Source organism: Alteromonas aestuariivivens, assembly GCF_003367475.1.
Lineage (GTDB): Bacteria > Pseudomonadota > Gammaproteobacteria > Enterobacterales > Alteromonadaceae > Alteromonas > Alteromonas aestuariivivens.
In genome coordinates, this window is record NZ_QRHA01000006.1 from 32,777 (window position 1) to 50,706 (window position 17,930).

Annotated in this window: 17 protein-coding genes; 13 read left to right on the top strand and 4 right to left on the bottom strand. The window is 51.7% G+C overall.

Going from position 1 to position 17,930, the window contains the following annotated elements:
• The first annotated feature begins 106 nt into the window (after positions 1 to 106).
• The 9 genes from DXV75_RS09075 (at position 107) to DXV75_RS09115 (ending at position 8,460) form a co-directional block, all read left to right on the top strand.
• Positions 107 to 1,021, top strand: coding sequence for a sugar kinase (locus DXV75_RS09075; RefSeq protein WP_115593099.1), 915 nt, complete (start codon positions 107 to 109; stop codon positions 1,019 to 1,021).
• A complete protein-coding gene (locus DXV75_RS09080) occupies positions 1,018 to 2,013 on the top strand; it encodes a TRAP transporter substrate-binding protein (RefSeq protein ID WP_115593100.1) in 996 nt (331 codons plus the stop codon). Before DXV75_RS09075 ends, DXV75_RS09080 begins: the two co-directional genes overlap by 4 nt.
• A complete protein-coding gene (locus DXV75_RS09085) occupies positions 2,010 to 2,513 on the top strand; it encodes a TRAP transporter small permease (protein WP_115593101.1) in 504 nt (167 codons plus the stop codon). Before DXV75_RS09080 ends, DXV75_RS09085 begins: the two co-directional genes overlap by 4 nt.
• Complete coding sequence (locus DXV75_RS09090; protein ID WP_115593102.1) at positions 2,510 to 3,802, top strand: TRAP transporter large permease; 1,293 nt, start codon at positions 2,510 to 2,512, stop codon at positions 3,800 to 3,802. Before DXV75_RS09085 ends, DXV75_RS09090 begins: the two co-directional genes overlap by 4 nt.
• A gap of 40 nt (positions 3,803 to 3,842) precedes the next feature.
• A complete protein-coding gene (locus tag DXV75_RS09095; protein ID WP_115593103.1) occupies positions 3,843 to 4,616 on the top strand; it encodes a glucose 1-dehydrogenase in 774 nt (257 codons plus the stop codon).
• A 66-nt stretch (positions 4,617 to 4,682) separates the two neighbouring features.
• The gene (kduI, locus tag DXV75_RS09100) at positions 4,683 to 5,513 is read left to right on the top strand and encodes a 5-dehydro-4-deoxy-D-glucuronate isomerase (RefSeq protein WP_115593104.1); all 831 of its coding nucleotides are present in this window, start codon (positions 4,683 to 4,685) and stop codon (positions 5,511 to 5,513) included.
• Between the two features lie 129 nt (positions 5,514 to 5,642).
• Positions 5,643 to 6,809, top strand: a complete 1,167-nt coding sequence (locus DXV75_RS09105) for an NAD(P) transhydrogenase subunit alpha (protein WP_115593105.1) — start codon at positions 5,643 to 5,645, stop codon at positions 6,807 to 6,809.
• On the top strand, positions 6,806 to 7,081 hold the full coding sequence (locus DXV75_RS09110) for an NAD(P) transhydrogenase subunit alpha part 2 (RefSeq protein ID WP_115593106.1): 276 nt from the start codon (positions 6,806 to 6,808) through the stop codon (positions 7,079 to 7,081). The genes DXV75_RS09105 and DXV75_RS09110 overlap by 4 nt, the downstream gene beginning before the upstream one ends.
• An 8-nt stretch (positions 7,082 to 7,089) precedes the next feature.
• The gene (locus tag DXV75_RS09115; protein WP_115593107.1) at positions 7,090 to 8,460 is read left to right on the top strand and encodes an NAD(P)(+) transhydrogenase (Re/Si-specific) subunit beta; all 1,371 of its coding nucleotides are present in this window, start codon (positions 7,090 to 7,092) and stop codon (positions 8,458 to 8,460) included.
• A 71-nt stretch (positions 8,461 to 8,531) separates the two neighbouring features.
• Here DXV75_RS09115 and DXV75_RS09120 read toward each other — a convergent pair whose 3' ends face one another.
• Positions 8,532 to 9,437 carry a LysR family transcriptional regulator gene (locus tag DXV75_RS09120; RefSeq protein ID WP_115593108.1) on the bottom strand — a complete coding sequence of 302 codons (906 nt, stop codon included), beginning with the start codon at positions 9,435 to 9,437 and terminating at the stop codon, positions 8,532 to 8,534.
• A gap of 118 nt (positions 9,438 to 9,555) precedes the next feature.
• Between DXV75_RS09120 and DXV75_RS09125 the strand changes: the two genes are divergently transcribed.
• Genes DXV75_RS09125 through DXV75_RS09140 form a run of 4 tightly spaced genes read left to right on the top strand, consistent with a single transcriptional unit; the run spans position 9,556 to position 13,507 of the window.
• Entirely contained in the window at positions 9,556 to 10,341 is a 786-nt protein-coding gene (locus tag DXV75_RS09125) for a (Fe-S)-binding protein (RefSeq protein WP_115593109.1), read from the top strand.
• A complete protein-coding gene (locus tag DXV75_RS09130; protein WP_245953161.1) occupies positions 10,338 to 11,807 on the top strand; it encodes a LutB/LldF family L-lactate oxidation iron-sulfur protein in 1,470 nt (489 codons plus the stop codon). The genes DXV75_RS09125 and DXV75_RS09130 overlap by 4 nt, the downstream gene beginning before the upstream one ends.
• Complete coding sequence (locus tag DXV75_RS09135) at positions 11,804 to 12,508, top strand: LutC/YkgG family protein (RefSeq protein WP_115593110.1); 705 nt, start codon at positions 11,804 to 11,806, stop codon at positions 12,506 to 12,508. Before DXV75_RS09130 ends, DXV75_RS09135 begins: the two co-directional genes overlap by 4 nt.
• A gap of 21 nt (positions 12,509 to 12,529) precedes the next feature.
• Positions 12,530 to 13,507, top strand: coding sequence for a class 1 fructose-bisphosphatase (locus DXV75_RS09140; protein ID WP_115593111.1), 978 nt, complete (start codon positions 12,530 to 12,532; stop codon positions 13,505 to 13,507).
• A 96-nt stretch (positions 13,508 to 13,603) separates the two neighbouring features.
• Here DXV75_RS09140 and fbaA read toward each other — a convergent pair whose 3' ends face one another.
• From fbaA to rhaI, 3 genes are all read right to left on the bottom strand, one after another.
• The gene (fbaA, locus tag DXV75_RS09145) at positions 13,604 to 14,680 is read right to left on the bottom strand and encodes a class II fructose-bisphosphate aldolase (protein ID WP_115593112.1); all 1,077 of its coding nucleotides are present in this window, start codon (positions 14,678 to 14,680) and stop codon (positions 13,604 to 13,606) included.
• 130 nt (positions 14,681 to 14,810) lie between these two features.
• On the bottom strand, positions 14,811 to 16,505 hold the full coding sequence (locus tag DXV75_RS09150) for a purine-cytosine permease family protein (RefSeq protein ID WP_115593113.1): 1,695 nt from the start codon (positions 16,503 to 16,505) through the stop codon (positions 14,811 to 14,813).
• Between the two features lie 128 nt (positions 16,506 to 16,633).
• Positions 16,634 to 17,926: an L-rhamnose catabolism isomerase gene (gene rhaI, locus DXV75_RS09155; RefSeq protein WP_115593114.1), complete on the bottom strand. Its 1,293-nt coding sequence runs from the start codon at positions 17,924 to 17,926 to the stop codon at positions 16,634 to 16,636.
• Between the last annotated feature and the right edge of the window lie 4 nt (positions 17,927 to 17,930).

Sequence of the window (17,930 nt, forward strand, 5' to 3'; positions counted from 1 at the left end):
TAGAATCTGGCCTACTGAAATTCACTTTTACTTTTTTTTTACAAAAATTGCGAATGACGATAGTTTGATGGCAATTGATTAAAAAGTAGATACAGCAAAGGGCAATATGTTGAGAGTAGCAGTATTGGGCGAGTGCATGATTGAACTCAGTCAGCTTGCAAACAATGAATTTAAGCTGGGGTTTGGAGGTGATACTTCAAATACCGCTATTTATCTGGCGCGCTGCCATGGCGAGGCTGACTATTTTACTGCCCTTAGCGACGATACCTACAGTCAACAAATGATCCAGTGCTGGCAGGAAGAAGGGGTCGGGACTCAACATGTCAAAATCCAGCCCAATCAGCTTCCTGGCCTTTACATCATAAACAACGACAGTTCCGGCGAACGTTTTTTCAGTTACTGGCGTCAGAATTCACCTGCCCGGTCTTTACTTTCTGTTTTTCCTGAAGTGTTTGACGAGCTAAAGCAATATCCAATTATTTTTCTCAGTGGCATTACATTGTCGCTTTACAGCCAGCAGGATCGTAACAATCTGTTCGCTTTTTTGGCGGACTATCGTGCAGGTGGTGGCATTGTGGCGTTCGATAACAACTACCGTGAACGCAACTGGCAAAGCATCGCCGAAGCCCGGCAAACCTTTAACACCATGATGCAACTGACCGATTGGGCGGTGATCAGCTTTGATGATGAAAAGTCTTTGTATGGCGAACATTCGGTGGACGAGTGTATAAACCGCTGGGCTAAGGCCGGTGCCAAAGAGCTGGTGGTGAAAAACGGCCATCACGGCTGCACCTTGTATGCAGGTGGTGAGGTGTCCTTCTATCCGGTTACCAACATAGTAAAGCCTGTTGATACTACGGCTGCTGGAGATTCCTTCAACGGTGCGTTCCTTGCGGCCAAACTTCAGGGCAGAAGCGCCGCTGAATGCATTGAAGCCGGTCAGCTGTGTGCTGCGACAGTGATTATGCACAAGGGCGCGATTATTGATAAAGCGATTGATTTGTCAGGGGGGCGTTCATGACTCGTGTGAAAGGATGGTTGTGCGCCTCAGTCTGTGCCTTGCTTGTTTTGCTTAATGGCTGTGGGGGCTACAAAGAAGACGGAACGGTTATCCGTCTGGCACATGGTCTTGATACCCAGCACCCTGTTCATCAGTCGCTGGTTTACATGAACGATGTATTGAAAGAGCTTTCTGGCGGTGAAATGTCACTGGTGATCTACTCTTCTGGCCAGGTTGGTTCGGAGCGTGAAGTGCTTGAGCTCATCCAGATTGGCAGTATGGGCATGACAAAAGTGTCGGCCAGCTCGCTGGAAGCGTTTGTACCGCAAATGAAGGTATTCAGTCTGCCGTATTTGTTCAACGATGAGAACCATTACTGGCAAACACTGGAGAGTGAACTCGGAAGCGAACTGCTCGACGCCGGTCAGCCATTTCTGATCAAGGGGTTGGGGTACTTTGACGCCGGAAGCCGGAGTTTCTACACCACGTCGAAGAAAGTCACCGGGCCGGACGATCTCAGTGGCCTCAAAGTCCGGGTAATGAGCAGCCAATCAGCGGTTGAAATGGTGAACACCATGGGCGGCTCAGCCACCCCAATCAGTTGGGGCGAACTGTACACCTCTCTTCAGCAGGGTATTGTGGATGCGGCTGAAAACAACCCGCCTTCGTTTTACTTTTCCAAGCACTATGAAGTCAGCAAGTACTTCATTGTAGACGAGCACACGTCCATTCCGGATGTCATCGTAATCGGCACTCACGTATGGAACCAGTTGAGCGAACAGCAAAAGAGCTGGTTGCAGGAGGCCATGAGCAAGGCCACGGCTTACCAGCGCAAGCTCTGGGCAGAATCGACAGCAATGTCTTTGCAGAAAGTGCGTGAAGCCGGCGTTGAAGTAATGGAAGTGGATAAAGGCCAGTTCCAGGACAGTGTAAAACCCATATATGAGCGCATTAAAGGCACGCCTTTGGAGTCGCTGGTTGACCGTATTCGCCAGTTGGGAGGTCAGTCATGAATCATTTTAATGGTTTGTTGGGGGCATTGAACCGAAATCTGCGGGTATTGCTGGCTGCAATGATGGTGTTGCTGGTGGCAGATGTCAGTTGGCAGGTACTGACTCGTTTTATCCTGGCACAGCCCAGCTCCTTTACCGAAGAAATTGCCCGTTTTCTGCTGATTTGGATCAGTCTGCTCGGTGGGGCCTATGCATATTGGGAACACAGCCATCTCGGCTTTGATCTCATTGTGCGCAATATATCCGCCGCGAAAGCCAGGTTCATATTCAAGTTGTGCTGTGTGCTGGTTGCCATATTTGCCGTCACAGTGCTGATTGTTGGTGGAAGCAATCTGGTGCGATTAACCTGGGTTTTGGGCCAGCAATCAGCTGTGCTGGGTATTCCTATGGCCGCGGTATATGTAGTGCTGCCGGTTACGGGGGTATTGTTCCTTATGTACAGCGTGTATTTTTTGTTGACTGAACAAAGCCAGCGAGTGGCTCATGAGGTGGGCGAATGACCAGTGCAATTTTATTCGGTGTATTTGCTGCACTCCTTCTTATCAACTTGCCGATAGCGCTTGCAATTATTTTTGCAACCCTGGTGACTATGCTTGCCACCATAGATTCGTTGCCAGCCGTGACTACCATTGCGCAACGTCTGTCTGCTGGGATTGACAGTTTTGCCTTACTTGCTATTCCGTTTTTTATACTCTCCGGTTACATCATGGGGCAGGGCGGCATAGCATTGCGTCTGATTGACTGTGCCAAAGTTTTTGTTGGCCGCTTGCCAGGCGGGCTGGCGTTTGTAAATGTTATTTCCTGCGCCCTGTTTGGTTCCATATCAGGCTCTGCGGTTGCGGCCACTTCGGCCATTGGTGGGTTTATGATCCCGGCGATGGAGAAAGAGGGCTATAACAAACCTTTCAGTACTGCTGTGACCGTAACTGCGGCCACCACCGGAATGCTGATCCCGCCCAGTAACATTCTGATTATCTATTCCCTTGCCAGTGGTGGTGTGTCCATTGCGGCCCTGTTCATAGCAGGTTACCTGCCGGGGCTGCTGGTCACGGCACTGCTCATTGTCGGCGCTGCCCTGTATGTCAGGCGCAAGGAGATTCAGCCGTTGTCCAAGGAGTCCATCGGCCCGTTCTGGCCATCAGTCTTCGGTGCCTTGCCCAGCCTGCTGCTTATCTTCATCATCATCGGCGGCATCATAGGTGGGGCCTTTACGCCCACGGAAGCCGGGGCCATTGCGGTACTCTATTCGTTAGTAATTTCGCTGGTATTCTATCGTGAACTGACCGTCAGGGACCTTTATCCAATTTTGCTGAAGACGGTTAACACTACAGCAATAGTGATGCTTCTGATTGGTGCGTCATCCGCCATGTCCTGGCTGATGTCGTACGAACTGATCCCCCAAAGTATCAGCGCAACCCTGCTGTCGCTTTCCGAAAACCCGCTGATCATCCTGCTGATCATCAACATCATTCTGCTGTTGGTCGGGACCTTTATGGATATGACGCCAGCGGTACTGATTTTTACGCCAATATTTCTGCCGGTGGCCGAGATGCTTGGTATTTCTCCACTGCATTTCGGGATCATGATGATCCTCAACCTGTCTATCGGCTTGTGTACCCCTCCGGTCGGCAGCGTGCTGTTTGTGGGGTGCAGTATCGGTAAGGTATCCATCAGCCAGATTATGAAACCGATATTGCCGATGTATGTGGCAATGGTTGTCGCACTGATTATCGTAGCCGCCGTACCTGGAGTGAGTGAGTACTTGCCCAGAGTGCTTGGGTTGATTTAATAAACATCATTTAGCTTTAACACAGATACAGGAACGAGAAATGAGCGCGTACTTGCAAAAACAATTTGGTCTTAAAGACAAAGTCGCAGTAGTAACCGGTGCCAGCCGAGGGCTGGGTCAGGCGATGGCGGTGGCGTTGGGTGAGGCCGGCGCGACTGTCGTTGCTGTAGGCTCAAAAGTGGAGAACGTTGCAAAGACTATCGCTTTGCTCGAAGAAAAAGGCGTTCCATGTATGGCCCTGGGTTGTGATCAGGGTGACGGCAAGCAAATTGCCGAGGCGGTAGAATCCGTTATCAGCCGTTTCGGTAAGATTGATATTCTGGTTAACAACGCCGGAACCATTAAACGTGCCCCGGCCCACGAATTTTCCGATGATGACTGGGACGACGTAATCAACACCAACCTGAACGGTGTGTTCAAGTTCTGCCGTGCTGCCGGCAAGCAAATGCTCAAACAGAAATCCGGCAAAATCATCAATATTGCATCATTGCTGAGCTTCTCAGGAGGCATCACAGTGCCATCCTACGCCGCCAGTAAGGGTGGTGTGGCTCAGTTGACCAAGGCGCTTGCCAACGAATGGGCTTCCAGCAATATCCAGGTAAACGCAATTGCACCTGGTTACTTCGAAACAGATAACACTTATAACCTACGTCAGGACTCAGAGCGCTTCAAAAGCATCTCTGACCGCATTCCCAGCGGCGAATGGGGCAAGCCAGAAGATCTGGCCGGTGCAGTGGTTTTTCTATCCAGCAATGCATCGAATTACATGAACGGCCACATCATGCTGGTCGACGGCGGCTGGATGGCTCGATAAGCGCCACCGCTGAAATGGTAACACTGCCCAGCGAAATTTGCGGGGCACTCGTTTGAAGGAATGATTATGGACTTTATGTTTTCGGCTGATATCCGAAGCTATAAAACCATGCGCAATGATGAACTGCGTGAAGCGTTTGTGACCGCTCCCTTGTTTGAAAGCGGCAAGATTAACCTGACATACACTGACGTAGACCGTGCGGTAATTGGTGGAATTACCCCTGCCGCCGATGCGATTCAACTGCCTACCCATAAAGAGCTGGCGGCCGATTATTTTTGTCAGCGCCGTGAGGCAGGCGTAATCAATATCGGTGGCCCAGGCCGCATCGAAGTGGATGGTGCATCCTACGATATGGCCAACCGTGACAGCCTGTACATTGCTAAGGAAAGCCAGGATGTTCAGTTTTACTCGGACGACACGGCCAATCCGGCAAAATATTATCTGGTTTCGTATCCGGCACACCGGGTAACAAAAACCGTCCACGTACCGAAAAGCGCTGCCAAATTCATTGAACTGGGCTCACAGGAAACGTCCAACGAACGGACCATTTTCCAGTCAATTCGCCCGGGGATTGTTGACAGCTGCCAGCTGGTAATGGGGATAACCGAACTCAAGAGTGGCAGCGTGTGGAACACCAAGCCACCACATACCCATTTCAGACGCACTGAAATATACATGTACTTCGATTTGCCGGAAGGCGAAAAGGTGTTCCATTTGATGGGGCAGCCAACAGAAGTACGCACCCTGCCGTTGGACAGTGAAGTGGCGGTAGCGTCACCCAGCTGGTCCATACACAGTGGCGCTGGTACCACCAACTACGCTTTTGTTTGGGCGATGGGCGGTGAAAACCAGGAGTTTGACGATATGGACCACATTCAGGTGTCCGACCTTCGTTAACGCCGCTGTTAAATTAGCTGCACATTAACCTGCCGGCCTTAGCCGGTAGGGTTGTCCTATCTAAGATGCGTGTCATTTCGGCCTGTAGGCCGGGGTGTTGCTGTGTCTTTTATTCAGGAGTGAGAAGTTATGGCAAAGATAGCCTGTTTGAAAGAAGGCGTGGCGAACGAACGTCGCTGCGCGATGTTGCCGATAAACGTGAAAGGATACACACGGTTGGGTGCAGAAGTGCTGGTGGAGTCGGGTATAGGTGAAGGAATTTTCATTTCCGACGAAGAGTATATTGTTGCCGGCGCAAAAGTTTTGGAGAGTCGCAAAAAGCTTCTCGAAGACGCTGATATTGTGTTGTTGGTAAACAAGCTTCCCAAAGAAGAAATTCCAACGCTGAAAGGCAAAACGGTCATCAGCTTTCTGGACCCGTTTCAGAGCCTGGAGTACGTACAGTTGTTGAGCCAGTATCAGGTTACCAGCCTCAGTATGGAGATGATCCCGCGTACCACTCGCTGTCAGAAAATGGATGCGCTCAGCTCCCAGGCCAGTCTGGCGGGTTACACCATGGTGATTAAAGCCATGAGTGAACTGCAGACTGTGCTGCCGATGATGATGACAGCTGCAGGTACCATTCGCCCGGCCAAGGTTTTTGTAATTGGTGCCGGTGTTGCCGGATTGCAGGCCATTGCGACCGCCAAGCGTATGGGGGCAGCAGTTACGGCCTTTGATACCCGTAGCGTGGTTGCAGAACAGGTACGCTCGTTAGGAGCAAAATTCCTCGACATCGATTTGGGTGAAACGGGGCAGACCGCACAGGGGTACGCTCAGGAGCTGACCAAGGAACAGGTCCAAAAGCAAAAAGAAGCCCAGGCCAAGTGCATTGCTGAATCGGACATCGTGATCACCACGGCGCAACTGTTCGGACGTAAGCCTCCGGTTCTTATCGATTTGGATACCATAAGCGCGATGAAACCTGGCTCGGTGATTGTGGATATGGCGGCAGAGAATGGTGGCAATGTTGAAGGGTCGGTTGGCGGAAAAACCACTGTCATCGATCAGGTCACCGTGATTGGCACCGGAAACTGGTCGAACGAAGTTGCCCTCAATGCTTCTCAGATGTACGCGAACAACCTGTTCCATCTGGTGAGTGAATTCTGGCAGCAGGAAACCAATGAATTTACCGTTAACCTGGATGACGAAATTCAGAGTAACGCCGTGATTACCCACCAGGGCGATGTGACCAACAGCGCCATTCGTGCACTGTGTGAACCTGCCACTCCTGAACCTGTCGAGGAAGCATCATGACCGGAATCTATTTGCTTTTCATTCTTATACTGTCAATTTTTGTTGGCTTCGAAATTATCCGAAAGGTACCCGCTACGCTGCATACTCCGTTGATGTCCGGAGCCAATGCTATTTCGGGAATCACCCTGATTGGTGCGTTAAGTCTGGCTGGTGGCGAAAACCAGCATATTGCTACCTGGTTGGGTTTTTGCGCGGTAATGCTGGCTACGGTGAACGTGGTGGGTGGTTACCTGGTTACGGATCGCATGCTTGCCATGTTTAAAAAGCGGTAGGAATCGTTATGAGTGATTTTTCTCTGTTGATTAACGCGACTTATGTATTTTGCGCGTTGCTGTTTATCATGGGGCTTAAACTGCTGAGTCACCCTTCGACGGCACGTAAAGGCAACATTCTGTCTTCTCTGGGTATGCTGATAGCCATCCTGGTCACCTTACTCGATCACAATATTATCTCTTACCAGCTGATACTAGCCGGAATTGTGCTGGGGTCGGCAATTGGTGTTTTCGCTGCCAAGAAAGTTGAAATGACCGCGATGCCTGAACTGGTTTCCCTGTTCAACGGTGTCGGCGGCCTGGCCAGTCTTGCGGTTGCCTATGCGGCCATTGTCAGTGACAATCCTCTCACTACCTTTGAGCTCTCGGTAAGTGTGGTTGCGCTGCTGATTGGTGCGGTGACGTTCTCAGGCAGTGTAATTGCCTGGGCAAAGCTGAGTGAGCGCATGGTCGGGCGTCCGGTTGTGTTCAAAGGCCAGGAAGTTGCCAACGTGGCGTTGGTTATTGCCATCCTTGCAATTGGCGTGCTGCTGGTTCGGCAGCCTGATGTCACAATGTGGCATTATGCGATGATCGCTCTGGCGCTTCTAATGGGGGTGATGCTGGTTCTGCCCATTGGCGGTGCGGATATGCCGGTGGTGATTTCATTACTGAACAGCTACTCCGGCCTTGCAGCCTGTGCGGCGGGATTCGCGCTCGAAAACAATCTGTTGATTGTGGCCGGTTCGCTGGTAGGAGCCAGCGGTATCATTCTGACCAACATCATGTGTAAGGCCATGAACCGCTCACTGGTTAACGTGCTGACCTCCGGCTTCCAGGCCGTGGTTACCAGTGATATGAAAATTGAAGGTGAAATTAAGGCACTCAGCCCGGATGACGCCTTCTATGTACTGGAAGCTGCTCAGTCTGTGCTGGTTATTCCCGGTTACGGTATGGCGGTTGCCCAGGCTCAGCATGCCATGAAGGAACTGCAGGAACTGATCGAAAGTAACGGCGCCGAAGTGGCGTACGCCATTCACCCGGTAGCCGGTCGTATGCCGGGCCATATGAACGTGTTGCTGGCTGAAGCCGACATTTCCTACGACAAGCTGTTCGAGATGGACGAAATCAACCCGCGCATCGAAAACTTCGACGTCGCCATCGTGATTGGCGCCAATGATGTTGTGAATCCGGCGGCGCGGGAAATGAAAGGCAGCCCGATTTACGGTATGCCGGTTATTAATGCCGACCTGGCGAAAAACGTCTTTGTACTCAAACGGGGTATGGCGACCGGCTTCGCGGGTATCGACAACCCGCTGTTCTTCAAGCCGAACTGCCGGATGATTTTCGGTGACGCCAAAGAGTCGCTGAATAACCTGGTACGTCAGTTCGCAAGTTAATGTGTCGCTAAGGCACAAATTACCAAGGCGATACCGGTTTGGTTATCGCCTTTTTTATTGCAGGACGGGGATCATTCGAAGTAATGCCGCAGGTCCTGGTAGGCTGCCTTGATACTCTGGATGAGTAATTCGATTTTTTTTGGCTTCATGCGGGTGTATGGGTAAACCGCAAACACGCCCAGCGAGCGGGGTTGGTGCTCCGATAATACTTCTACCAGAGCGCCCGCCTGCAATTCTTCGTACACACTGCATTTGGGTACATAGATCACCCCAGTGTCATACAGGGCTGCTTTTTTCAGCGTCAGTGCGTTGTTGGACGACATACTCCCTGACACCCGAATGGCACGGGATTTGGTTTTACTGCCGAAGCGCCACTCGTTACTGCCGTTGGTTTGTAAGTCGTAGCAAAGGCAATTGTGTTGTTTGAGGTCGTCGATAGAGTCCAGTGGTGCCGAAGATCCCAGGTAAGCGGGTGAGGCACACACTACCCAGTTGGATTGCAGCAGGGGAACTGCGATAAGTGATGAGTCTTTGAGTTCGGCCGTGCGGATGGCAAGATCTACGCCGTCCTCCACCAGATCCACAAGTTTGTTTTCCAGCCTGAGTTCGATGGTGATATTAGGGTAGGTACGGCAAAATTCCGAAATCACTTTGGCTAACAGCAGTTCACCGGAAATGGTGGGAACCGACATGGTGATGTGGCCGGAGATATCGCGCGAAAGCTCATTCACGGCAGTGAATGCGTCGCTGGCCTGCTGGTTGAGCCCTTTTGCGTGCTGGTACAAGGTTCTGCCCGCGTCGGTCAAGCTCAGTTTTCGGGTGGTGCGATACAGCAACTGGGTGTTGAGCTCAGCTTCCAGCGCAGAAATTTTCTTGCTGACAACGGTATTCGACAGCCCGGTTTTCCTTGCTGCGCCGTTGAAGGATTTTTCCTCCACCACGGCGGCAAATATCACCAACTCAGATGCACCTATCATTGCTTACCTATTATGCTTTTTTGGGAAATAGTTAATTTAATTAATGCCAATATACATATAAAAGGGCGAGCGGTATAGTCACCTGAATAACCAATGCCAGCATGAGTAAGGGAGTGGTATGGCAATTCTCAACAGTCAGCATCTCAGGGATTATCCTGCCAGGCCGGATAAGGTCTATTTGTACGGAACCTGTCTGGCCGACACGCTGTTTCCGGAGTCGGGAATGGACGCCATTACCCTGCTTGAGCAGCAAGGTATTGAAGTGCTCTTCCCAATGGGGCAAACCTGTTGTGGCCAGCCTGCGTACAATTCTGGCTATGAGCAAGAGGCCCGCAAAGTGGCGCTGGCTCAAATCAAACAGTTCCCCCTGGAAATTCCGATTGTGATTATTTCCGGATCCTGTGGAGGCATGATGCGCCACCATTACGCAGATTTGCTGCGTGATGAGCCGGGTATAGAAGACTTTTGCAACAGGATTTTCGAATTTACCGAGTTTCTGGTTCACGTACTGAAAATCAAGTTGCAGGACAAGGGGGCCAGTGAAAAGGTCGCTCTGCACACGTCCTGTGCAGCACGGCGGGAAATGGGAGTACACATTACTGGGCGTGCACTGCTCAGCCAACTGGAAAATGTCACCCTGATCACCCACGAAAATGAGAGCGAATGTTGCGGCTTTGGCGGTACCTTTGCAGTGAAGCATGCCGATATTTCTGCTGCAATGGTGGCTGATAAAACCCAGAGCCTGCTGGAGGCAGATGTGGTTCGCTATGTTACTGCTGACAACGGCTGCCGCATGAACATTAATGGTTCGCTGGAATACCAGAAGCAGTCATTGCGGGGCGAACATATTGCCAGTTATCTGCTTTCCCGGGTTACTGGTGGCACAGATGGAGAGCCGTCGTGACAGTTAATATTCATCATCCGGCACCATCAAAACATACCGCCAAGGCAAAGAATTTCCGTACCAGTGTCGAGCGGGATTTGGCAGACGAAGAGCTGAGAGAAAACTTTCGTGGTGCCATGAAGTTTCTTTCCGAGCGTCGCAAAAGTGCGTTTCCTGACGAGCTGGAACTGCAAACGCTGCGTGAGCAGTGCCGTTTGATCAAGCAGCGCTGCCTGCTCAAATTACCGTATCTGCTGGAGCAGCTCGAAGACAATTTGACCCGCAATGGCATTCAGGTGCACTGGGCTGAAACTACAGAAGAAGCCAACAGCATTATTCAGCGCATCATCAGCAAGCGCGAAGCCACCAGGGTAGTAAAAGGCAAATCTATGGTTTCCGAGGAAACCGAGCTCAACGCGTATCTGGAAAAGTTCGGTATTGAATGTCTGGAAGCGGATATGGGCGAATATATCGTCCAGCTCGCCAAGGAGGAGCCCTCCCACATCATCGTGCCGGCCATTCATAAGAACAAGTATCAGGTTGCAGACCTGTTCGCAAAAAACATCCCTGGCTTTGAACACACCACCGATGTTGACAAACTCATCAACGAAGGGCGTCGGGTTTTGCGTGACAAGTTCAAACATGCTGATGTGGGGATAACCGGCGTCAATTTTGCCGTGGCCGAAACCGGCACCTTGTGCCTTGTGGAAAATGAAGGCAACGGCCAGATGTGTACTGCGGTTCCGAACGTACACATTGCCATGACCGGCATTGAGAAGGTGGTGGAATGGCTTGATGATGTGCCGCCGCTGCTCAGTTTGCTCACCCGCAGTGCAACCGGTCAGGCCATCACTACCTACTTCAACATGATCACCAAGCCACGCCAGCCCGGCGAGAAAGATGGCCCGGAAGAAGTGCATCTGGTGTTGCTCGACAACGGCCGCAGCCAGGCGTTTGCCGACGAAGAACTGCGTCAGACATTGCAGTGTATCCGCTGCGGTGCCTGCATGAACCATTGCCCTGTGTACAAACGCATTGGCGGTCACGCATACGGAACGGTTTACCCTGGCCCGATTGGCAAGATTATTTCTCCCCATATGCTCGGACTGGATGCAACCAAGGATCTGCCAACGGCTTCGTCGCTGTGCGGTGCGTGCGGTGAGGTATGTCCGGTCAAAATTCCCATTCCAAAGCTGCTGCTCAGGTTGCGTCAGGAAAGTGTGAAGGTAGCGGGCCCGGAGGAAACCGTAATGGGCGGGGAGGGGGCTAATCGAAAAACCACAGAAGCCCTGATATGGCAGGGTTGGAGCGCCATGCACCGGCACCCCGCGCTTTATCGTGCATCAATGTGGCTGGCCACCCGGCTGCACAAGTTCATGCCCGCCAAAATTGGGCCCTGGACGTCGGTACGCAGCGCGCCTCACATTGCGCCCAAAACATTGCATGAACTTGTCGCACAGAGAAAAAACACAAGAGCTAAACCATGAGCACTATTCATTCTGAACGCAGCGGTGCCAGAGGCCGGATCCTGGAGAAACTCAAGGCCCAGGTTGCTGGCGCCGATTACGGCAAACTGCCAGCTGAACCCAGCTACGCCTATCCGCCAATGTCCCGGGATGCTGCGCTGGCACGCTTTACGGAGTGTCTTCAGGCCAACCATGCTGAAGTCATAGAGGTATCCGCTGAAACGATACCGCTGGCAATTGAGCGGGAACTGGTGAAACGCAATATCAGTAAACTGATTTGCGGCCAGAAGGGTAAGTTTTCAGGCTCGCTGGAAAGCTACTTTTCCCGTTCCGACAGCGAAGGCATTGAGTTAGTAAAATATGACTTCCCGCTAAGCGATAATAAGTCCAGGCTGTTTGACGAAGCGCCAGCCAGCTTTACCCATTCCCGTTGTTCAATAGCGGCAACCGGTACCATTGTGTTGTGGCCGTCTGAAGATGAACCGCGCACTCTGTCACTGGTGCCACCGTTGCATTTTGTGCTGGTGGATACCCACAAAATGGTCAGTGACTTTGCCACTCTGCTGAAGTCAGAACACTGGGGCGCTGAGCTGCCTGCAAACGTTTTGCTGATATCGGGGCCTTCCAAGACTGCCGATATCCAGCAGACATTGGCCTATGGTGCCCACGGGCCGAAGGAATTGGTAGTACTGTTGTTGAATAACAACACGGATAAAGAATAAGCCGGTGTGTGAGGTGCAGTAATGGAGCGATTAATCCCCGTTTTGAAACGAGATCGTGTCGACGTTGAGCTGATAATGCTGATACGAACCATTCTGGCGGCATCAAAGGAAATCTCCTTTCGTGTCAGCCAGGGCGCACTTGCCGGGGTGCTTGGTTCCACACTGGATAAAAATATTCAGGGAGAAGTGCAGAAAAATCTGGATGTGTTGGCCAATCAGCTACTCATAGACATGTTGCTGGGCGACGACAGCGTGCGCGCGATTGCTTCCGAAGAAGAGGACTTTGTCATCGCCGGCCATCGGGGTGCCCCCTATATTGTCGCATTTGACCCACTTGACGGTTCATCAAATGTGGATGTGAACGGCCAGATTGGGACGATTTTTACTATTTATCGGGCGGTAGAGGGTATTGCTGACGACAGTGAACTCCAGTTCCTGCAACCCGGAAACCGGCAGTTGTGTGCCGGGTATGTGCTATATGGCGCATCTACCCAACTGGTTATGACAACAGGCGGGCCAACCCGCTGTTACACCCTTGATTCGACTCACGGCGGATACCTGTTGACCGAAGAGGTAGCCCGTATGCCGTCTGTGACCAACGAGTTTTCGGTAAACCTTGCCAATTACCGTTACTGGGCGGCGGGGCTGCAGGACTATTTCAACCGCAATGTTTTCAATGCGGACTGCGGGCAACCGCTCTCCATGCGCTGGAACGCAGCTATGGTTGGTGATATTCACAGGATTGTCTGCCGTGGTGGGCTATTTCTTTACCCCCATGATTCCCGCAGCGGCCATGAGAATGGAAAAATCCGGTTGCTGTATGAAGCCAACCCGCTGGCAATGATTGTTGAGAACAGTGGTGGCAAGGCAACCTGCCTCGGAGCCAGAATTCTGGACCTTCAGCCTCGCTCTCTGCATCAGCGGGTATCCGTGGCGATGGGTTCAAAGCAGCAGGTTGATGAGTTCGACCAGATATACCAAAAAAGCCATATTGCCTGATGAATACTGAGGCCCTAGAAAACCGATGGCATAAAAAAAGCCCGCTTGCAGAATTGCAGCGGGCTTTTTAGTTAATGCCGTTCGAATCACAAAACGCTAATACCGGGACAGACAGTTCAGCTCTTCAAAAGCAAGACGAAGCCGGGATGCCATAGATTGCTCAATGTGGCGCAGCCAAACCCTGGGGTCGTAGTATTTCTTGTTTGGTGCATCTGGGCCGGTGGGGTTACCTATCTGTGACTGCAGATAATCCTTTTTCTCTTTGTAGTAATGGTGTAACCCTTGCCAGCACGCCCATTGAGTGTCGGTATCGATATTCATCTTTATAACACCATAGCTGATGGCTTCCTGAATTTCAGACGGTTGTGAACCTGAACCACCGTGGAAAACGAAATTCAGGGACTTGGCAGGTAAACTGTATTTTTGTGCAACGAATTCCTGGGAGTTTTTCAGGATCACCGGAGTAAGCTTGACGTTGCCGGGTTTGTAAACGCCGTGAACGTTACCAAATGACGCCGCAATGGTGAATGCGCTGCTGACTTTCGAAAGCTGCTCGTACGCGTAGCCGACGTCTTCAGGCTGGGTGTACAGCTCTGAGCTGTCAATACCGGTGTTGTCGACACCGTCCTCTTCGCCTCCGGTGCAACCCAGTTCAATTTCAATTCCCATATCCAGTTTGCTGAGCCTGGCCAGGTAAGTAGCTGAAATACTGATATTTTCTTCCAGGCTTTCTTCAGACAGGTCGAGCATGTGGGAGGTAAACAAAGGTTTGCCGTGTTGGGCGTAATACTTTTCACCTGCATCCAGCAAGCCATCAATCCAGGGCAGCAGCTTTTTAGCCGCGTGGTCCGTATGCAGAATGACGGGTATGCCGTAATGCTCTGCTACGCAATGTACGTAGTGGGCGGCGGCGATGGCACCGGCAATGGACGGTTCATGGCCGCTTAATGGTACACCTTTACCGACAAAAAAGGCGGCACCACTGTAGGACAGCTGAATGATGATTGGGGATTTCACTTCATGTGCAGCCTCGAGCGCAGCATTGACCGAATTGGTGCTCACTACATTCACAGCCGGGTAGGCGAAATTATTCTCTTTGGCATACTCAAACAGAACTTTGGCATGCTGTTCACTGACGACGCCTGCTGGCACCATAGTGCGTAAGTTAGTCATTGATGCTCCTTTCAATTAATCACATAACGAACGGTATTAGCCACGTCCAAAAGCAAAGCAACACCGAATCCTTGCTGATGTTGCTTTGTCGTACAGACTGAAGTTAATCCCGTTTCGGCAGGATTAACCGCTAATTCATTTCAGGTACGCTGACTTGCTGGCACTCTTCGGCTTTGCTGCCTTCAAGGTATGCGTAGGTTGCCGTGACGAAGTAAATGAGCGTGGGCATGATAAGCCAGTCTGTAGCCCAGCTAATGTCACCGGTAACGTATGCGGCTGCGCCTATCCAGACACATGCGGCCAGCGATGCCCAGGCTGTGTATTTGGCCAGTTTTACAACCAGAGGCGCTTTGGGCGACAGCTCTTGCTGGTCTGCCTGAGGTTTCGCCAGATACGCTCTTTCCTCCTGTTTGCGGGCCAGTTCTGCCTGTTCGGCCGCTTCGGCCTGAGGATAAGAGTCCTTCGCGCCCATCAGTGATGCTAATACGATATACATCACAGTGGAGAAGGTCCACAGAGGAATCAAAATAAAGAACAGGTGCAACCAGCCGGACTGCTCAACAAATACGCCTACAGCCATTGAAACAATCCAGGTTGCGAACGCCGCAACGTTGGTGGTGTTTCCTTTGTAGGTAGACCAGTAGCGGGTGAATCCGATTTTTGGGAATATCCAGTGCTCAGCCACAATAATGGCGCCAACAGGGGCGAGCAGAAGGCCCATATACCCAACAAACCCCAGCAGCCCTGAGAAGACGAACGGAGAACAGGCGATGATGGTGGTGATCACACCCACAACGGTAGTGACCTTGGCGCGGCTCCAGCTGTTGTTGAGTGAGCTGAACGCCAGACCAGCGCGGTAAATGGTTGGGTTGGAGGTGGTCCAGCCGGCAATAATCACTGCCAGGATGCCACTGGCACCCAGTGCCTGATAGGCGACTGTGCCCGGGTCGATGGCGGTAATGGTGGTTTTCAGCAGAATTGCAGCACCGGCACCCATAATCCCTGCACATATCCAGGCCAGATAATGGCCAATGAACATGCCCAGAGCCGAGAAGTAACCGTAATTTGAATTTTTGGCAAAGCGCAGTAGCGTCATGTCACCCAGACTGCCGTGCATGGCAAGGTTGGCTACCCAGGCAAATGCGGCAACATGCAAAATGCCAATTTCGCCGTCCGTATCTTTCCAGATAGATTCATTGGCGACTCTGAGAAAATCACCAAAACTGCTGATACCATCTACACCTGCGGTAGCGGCGACGGATGTAGGTAACATGACCATGGCGCCTACCACGAACATCAGAATCATCCAGGGAGCGCAGACTTCGGCGAAGGCTGCCAGTTTCTTGAAGCCTTTTACCGCCATATAGACAACAACGGCACCAACGCCCAATACAACCAGTACAAAGCGCAAATCGGTGGGTAAATACCCGACTTGGTCTTCAATGCCGAACAGTATCCTTACGGCTGACGCGGATACGGTGATCATGGCCCCCGCCAACACACAAAACAGCACGCCGTTGACAATGCTGTAGAGTTTGATGGTGCCGGGACCGGCAATTTTTTCAAGATAGGCGTATAGGGTCAGGCGGGTGTCGGTGGCGATAGGGGCAGTAATTAGGCCCCAGGTCAGCACGGCAAGCAGGTTGCCGAACAACAAACCTATGAGTACGTCAGTGGCACCAACGCCCCAGGAAACGAACAAGGCTCCGATAACAAATTCGGTGCCGGCTACGTGCTCGCCAGCATAGCTTGCCGCGAACGTTTTGGCCGATTGCAACTTCTCGGGATGGACCGGCTTGGTTTCAAACTCTTCTGATGTCGACATTTTACCTCCAGTACACCGATCATTGTCTTCCAGGTAAGTAATCGGCGCTTATTATTATTCTGAGACAAAGAATCGGTAACACTGCCGGTAGGGGGGCGGTATTACCGATCCGGTCATTTGAAGGGCCGTTATACGATACCTGAGCCGTTTCCGCCACTGTTGGGGCGCTTGACCGCTACCGCCGAGCGATAACCTGCGCTTCGGTAGGTAGCGATTGGGTCAATGGCACCGCCTTTCTTGTAGCGGGCCATCGCCAGAATTGGCGATACGTCGGTATTGAACGCAGCTTTCAGGGTATTGCTTGCCATTAACGCGTCGTTGCTGTTCTGATACTCAGTCAGTTTGCTGCGGTCTACCAGCAGTGCGCCAACATAGGAACGTTGTACACTGGCCGCAGAGTTGATCAGACTTTCAATCGGGTCGGTTACGTTGTGCGACTGATCCAGCATGTAATTCGGGTTGAAGCCTTCCTGATTGCGGTATTCCGCATCAACCAGTTCGTTGAAAATCAGGAACTGTTGATAAGGATGCAGGCTGCCGCTGTCCAGGTCATCGTCGCCGTATTTACTGTCATTGAAGTGGAAACCACCCAGTTTCTTGAACTGAATCAGGCGGGATACGATCATTTCAATGTTAACGTTAGGCGCGTGGTGACCCAGGTCTACCAGTGACTTGGCCTGTTCACCCAGTTCCATTGCGGCCAGGATGTTGCTGCCCCAGTCCTGAATAACCGTGGAGTAAAATGCAGGCTCGAACATTTTGTGTTCAATGTGCATTTCCCAGTCGGCTGGCAGGCCGGCATAGATTTTCTTCATGCTGTCCAGATAGCGCTCGAAGGCGTGCTGGAAGTGCTGCTGGCCAGGATGGTTGGAACCGTCGCCAACCCAAACGGTCAGGGTTTTGGAACCAAGGGTTTTACCCCATTCAATGCAATCCAAATTGTGCTGAATAGCCAGTTCACGAGAAGCGGCACTGGTGTTGCTCAGGCTGCCGTATTTGAAGCTGTGTTCCTGTCCGGGTTGATCCTGGAAAGTGTTGGAGTTGATGGAATCCCAACGCAGACCCAGTTCGTCGGAAAACTGCTTCAGTTCAGTGAAGTCGTCAACCTTGTCCCATGGGAAGTGGGGCGAAACCCGCCCGGTACACTGGGACAGATCGTTGATGACCGCACTGTCTTCCAGCTTTTCAAAAATGTTGCGAGGCTCACCGACCCCCGGGAAACGGGCAAAGCGTGTGCCTCCCGTGCCTGTTCCCCAAGAGGGAACGGCGATTTCAAACTGTTCAGCCTTGGCTGTAATTTCGTCAATGTTGATGTCGGAGCGCGCCAGTTTGTTGCCCAGAGCCTGGTAGTCTTCCTGTAAGTCGCTCAACAACTTGTCATTTTGTTCTGCAATCAGAGCTTTATCGATACGTATAGTCATACTG